At 43.7% G+C, this 5,081-nt stretch carries 4 protein-coding genes; all 4 read right to left on the bottom strand.

Translation table 11 applies throughout. The features are described 5' to 3' along the window. On the bottom strand, positions 1-1,332 hold a 1,332-nt coding region (locus PX636_RS16670; RefSeq protein WP_288117910.1), incomplete at its 3' end, for an AAA family ATPase. A gap of 71 nt (positions 1,333-1,403) precedes the next feature. Then, a complete protein-coding gene (bchI, locus tag PX636_RS16665) occupies positions 1,404-2,477 on the bottom strand; it encodes a magnesium chelatase ATPase subunit I (protein ID WP_002797227.1) in 1,074 nt (357 codons plus the stop codon). A gap of 83 nt (positions 2,478-2,560) precedes the next feature. Then, positions 2,561-2,950 (bottom strand): hypothetical protein, encoded by a 390-nt coding sequence (locus PX636_RS16660; protein ID WP_288117907.1) that lies wholly within the window; start codon positions 2,948-2,950, stop codon positions 2,561-2,563. Between the two features lie 205 nt (positions 2,951-3,155). Then, the coding region (glyS, locus tag PX636_RS16655) for a glycine--tRNA ligase subunit beta (RefSeq protein WP_288117905.1) at positions 3,156-5,081 on the bottom strand (1,926 nt) is incomplete at its 5' end.

Raw genomic sequence — 5,081 nt, 5'->3', positions numbered from 1 at the left:
TAATGACAGTTGTTCATATTCTTCCTTTTCTTCTGCTGCCAGATTTTTATTTTTACGATTTAGTTGGTGGTAACGCTTAATTTTATTTTCTGTCTCAGTGGGAAAGGTTGATTTCAAACCAAAAGCAGAACTTGTTAAAGTACGATCAACATTAGCCGCTAATTCTTTATAAGGAATTTCTACAATCTCTGATTCACCCTCTACCAGATCGATTCGTAGGGTTAAAGACTTTTCCCCCGCACCGGCAGCGATTAAAGGACTATGAGTAGCGACAAAGAATTGAAGCTTGGGAAAAACTTCCTGTAACCATCCAGCAATTTCCCTTTGCCAAGAAGGATGTAAATGAATATCTAACTCATCGATTAAGACGACTCCAGAAGCCTCTGTGGGGTTATCTAGATTGGGGAAGGATTGTAATAATCGCCAAATTAAATCTCCGGCTAAAGCAATCATACTCCTAAAACCATCGGATAAACTAATGGTTGGAACTTTTTGACCGTTAACTAGAAACTGAATCAAGGCATCGGCAGTTACTTCAGCAATTTCTACATTACCAGGTAACAGTTTAGTAATTGCTTCTTCGCCGATTTTTTTCATTTGTTTGGCTTGACTATCTTCAGGATTTTTGGCTATTCGATAATCTAAATACACCATCCATCTCTCAAAAGAACTTAAAGATGTATCCTCATTAAATTGGCTGAAAAAGTTGCTAGAGCGTTTCGGAGGTTCAAGACTAGGAATGATCACTTGACTCACTCGTGTCAAACGACGGAAAGCTCCATAACCGACGGCAAACCAACCACGACTATCGGAGGCAAAAGCATTGGCTCGCAACCAACTTAAAATTTTAGTATTTTCTTCGATTAATGCTGGTTCTGTATAGGTTTGTTTGTCCTTACTGCCTCCTAACTCTAACCTTTCCTTGCCTGTAACAAAATAGGAATAAGCAAAAGTTTTTCGAGTTTTATCCGTACCAAATTTTCCCGCATCCCCATCTTCTTGATGAAGCACTGCGGTTAATTTACCCGGTGTCTTGGGATTACATATCCAACCAGTCGGACGTGGTAATAATTCTTTGGCTGCTTCTGGTCCCGCGAGCAGTAAAGCCAAAGCCTGTAAAATCGTGCTTTTTCCTACTCCATTTTCTCCCAATAAAGTGATCCAATGATAAGGTTTAGCGCGCCAATGACGTTGATTATTGGGATTACTAATAAATTTAATCTCTTGATTCTGGAAGCATTTAATGTTTTCGAGTTTTATACTTTCAACCCACATGGACATTCCCCCAGAGAATAACAGCGATCGATAAAATTCTAGCTTATTTGGCCACATCTAGCCCTTTTTGGCCTTCATCTCTAAATCCAGTCAAAAACCCTCTCTTCGGGGAGAGGGTGAAGTGGGGTTTAGGAATTTTCTTCTAATCCAAAGACGCGATTAAAAGCTTTCAAGACTTTATAACCAGAATCGATCGATTCTAGGGGATCTTTCCGCAAACGGTGACGTAAACAGAGAACAATTACCCGACGGATATCATCTACCGTCACAGTTGTCCGTCCTTCCAAAGCTGCCAGAGCTTTAGCGGCGCGATTGGTAACGATATCGCCGCGCAATCCATCCACGTCCAACTCGGAACAAACCTCGGAAATTTTCACCCGCAGATCATAATCAAGCTCCACGGAAGGCAAAAGATTTTGGGCCTCCACTAGCTTTCTTTGCAGTTCTTCCTGTTCTAAGTTGTATTTCTCTAAAAACGAGAGGGGATTGCCATCAAATTCCGCACGCTGTTCCACGATTTTGACCCGTAGAGGTGGTTCTTTGACGGTGTGAATCTCGGCGTGCATTCCAAAGCGATCGAGCAGTTGTGGGCGCAATTCTCCCTCTTCTGGGTTGCCCGATCCCACCAAAACAAACCGGGCCGGGTGACGGATGGAAATTCCTTCCCGTTCCACCGTATTCCAACCACTAGCGGCCGAATCCAATAGCACATCGACGAGGTGATCGTCAAGTAAATTAACTTCATCCACATAGAGAATGCCGCGATTAGCTTTGGCCAGCAAACCAGGTTCAAAAGCTTTTACCCCTTCTGACAGGGCCTTTTCGATGTCAATTGTGCCACAGACCCGATCCTCCGTCGCACCGAGGGGTAGATCTACCATAGTGACTTTTTTCTTGGCAATGGTCAAGGGAATGGCTTCATCCACCCTTTGCCGCACCTCATCGCTCATTAAATCGGGATCATTGGGGTCAGAATTAAAGGGATCGTTAGCAACTACGTCAATTTCTGGTAAAAGGTCGGCTAAAGCCCTAATGGTGGTCGATTTTCCCGTACCTCGATCTCCCATAATCATCACCCCGCCAATTTTGGGGTCGATGACGTTGAGCATTAGGGATAATTTCATTTCTTCCTGGCCGACAATAGCGGTGAAGGGAAAAACCACGCGGCGAGTTTTCGGAGGAGCTTGGAGAGTCACGGTCATAAGTGGATTCAAAAGTCAATAGTTTTTGCGTAAAGAATTATATCTAGTGGGGATTCTAGCCGTCAGCTTTCAGCAAATCTTTATTATTGTAAGTCTTTTTCCCTGCTTTTTAAGATCCAGCGCCAGAGGGGATGACGCGACCCTTCGGCCCGAATTTTCTGCACCCGTTGCTCTAAGCGCAGTTTTTCTCTGGGGGAAAGTCCTAAAATAATGTTGCGACTTTGCCAGACTAACACTGCTCCTGTAATGGCAAGACAAAAGGCTAGACCGATAGAAGCCCAGTAATTGAAAGCTAAAGCGTATCTTAGGGCTGTCCAAGTAAAATATTGCCGCATTAAAGCTATATCATCCCATAAAACCCATAAACTAGCCGAACCAATCACTAACCAACAACCCAAGACGAATAACCAACGACCCCATACCGTCAGTCGATGTAATCTTTGGACTTGTTGCTGTAGTTCAGAATCGGCCATTTCAGTGAACATTGTGCATTAATCAGTGGAGGTGTGGGGTGTAGGGTGTAGGGTGTGGGGTGTAGGGTGTGGGGTGATGGGGAAATGGGGTGATGGGGTGATGGGGAGAATCAATAAAGGTAGTCTATTGACAACTGCTCACTGATTACCACTGTCCACTGAAAACTCAAATCTGATAACTGATAACTGATAACTGATAACTGAATTATCCCTTGACAATTGCGCCAAAATCTGCTAGGACTCGGGCGTGATTTCGCAGTAAACCCAACAGATTTAAACGATTGCGACGGACAGATTCTTTTTCTGCCATGACTAACACACTATTTTCGCCATCAAAAAAGTCAGCCACCAGGGGAGAAATTGCTGTTAAAGCAGTGACAAGACGCTGATAATCTCTTTGCTCTCTTGCGCTGATAGTTTCGGGAATTAGGGCAATTAAAGCGTCATAAAATGCTGGTTCGGAGGATTGTTCAAATAACTCCGTATTGATGATTCCCTTGGCTTCTAGGGTAGTTGTATCTAAATCTCCTTTTTGTGCTAAACGGGTCGAGCGATTGACGGTTTCATAGATGTTGGCTAACTGACCATCCTGACGAATTTGGCATAAAAAGCGAGCGCGTTCACGGGTATCTAATAAATTTTCTAAAGCGCGAGACTTATACTCTGGATCGTTTTCCCCTAAAACTGCATTAACGAGATCGTAATCTATCCTCAAATCATCAATTAAGAGAGTTTGCAGACGTTGTAAAAAGAAATCTTTAATCAGATTGACTGGGTTGGGTTTATCGGGATGACTGGTGACAAAATCCTGAGCTATCTGCTCGATTAATGCCAAAAGATTGATATTAAAATCGGCTGACCAGATAATACTAATTATTGCATTGGCAGCCCGACGGAGAGCGAAGGGATCTGAGGAACCAGTGGGCAGCATTCCCAGTCCAAAAATACCGACTAAAGTATCTAAGCGATCAGCAATTCCCACCACTTGACCGGTTATTGTTTCCGGGAGTATATCCCCAGCATTGCGAGGCAGATAATGTTCAAAAATGCCCCGGGCAACTACAGCCGATTCACCGCTAATTAAAGCATATTTTTCGGCCATTACTCCCTGTAATTCGGGGAATTCGTAAACCATTTGGGTAACTAAATCCGCTTTACAAAGCATGGCAGTGGACTCTATATCACTGCGACTTTGTTCATCGAGATTTAACTGTTCGACGATCATCTGGGCAATTTCCATAATCCGATCAACTTTATCGCGCATGGTTCCCAATTCTTCTTGGAAAGTGACGGTTTCCAGTTGGGGAAGAAAACTATCTAAGGGTTCATCACAATCGGCAGTATAGAAAAATCTGGCATCGGCTAACCGTGCGCGGATAACCCTTTCATTTCCCGCGGAGATAATCTCAGATTTCTGGGGATCGCCATTGGAAATAGTGATGAAATAGGGTGACAAACCCTGGGGAGTTTTGACCGGGAAATAACGCTGATGTGTCACCATCACGGTAATAATTACTTCTGAGGGTAATTCCAGAAATTCATCGTCAAATTTGCCGACAATTGCCGTGGGATATTCGACTAAGTTAGTCACTTCTGCTAATAAATCTGCGGGAATTTCTGCCACTCCCTCCAGTGTTTTGGCTAGGGTGGTAATCTGATCGGTAATTATCTGTTGACGCACTTGCGGATCCGCTTCCACAAAAATCGAGCGCAAACTGGTTAAATATGCTTGGGGATGACTAATGGCTAAGGATTGCGGGTGTAGAATGCGATGACCAAAAGTTAAGCGATCGCTGGTTAAAGTGGTAGAGCCATTAATTAATTCTAGGGGTAAAACTTCCCCATCCACTAAAGTTAATAACCAACGAATTGGCCGGGGAAATCTTAAGTCTCCATCTCCCCAACGCATAAAACGTCTTCCTTCCAAACGGGTAATCCATTGGGGAATTAATTCAGTTAAAATCTCGGCTGTTTGACGACCCGGAATCGTTTTTTCAATATAGACAAATTCTCCTTTGTCTGTGGTGCGAATTGAGAAAGCATCGGTGCTAACTCCCTGTTTTCGAGCAAAACCCTCACCAGCGGGGGTAATTTTGCCATTTTTGTAGGCGGCACTAACTGGCGGTCCTTT

It is taken from the genome of Microcystis sp. M53598_WE2, from assembly GCF_030067735.1.
In the GTDB taxonomy this organism is placed as follows: Bacteria; Cyanobacteriota; Cyanobacteriia; order Cyanobacteriales; family Microcystaceae; genus Microcystis; species Microcystis aeruginosa.
Note: the sequence above shows the minus strand (reverse complement) of the source record. Positions and strands in the feature narration are given on the sequence as shown.

Bases quoted from the DNA above. Each gene is read 5' to 3' on its own strand.
- bchI (WP_002797227.1), bottom strand. From the start codon at position 2,477: ATGACCGTGACTCTCCAAGCTCCTCCGAAAACTCGCCGCGTGGTTTTT.
- PX636_RS16660 (WP_288117907.1), bottom strand. From the start codon at position 2,950: ATGGCCGATTCTGAACTACAGCAACAAGTCCAAAGATTACATCGACTG.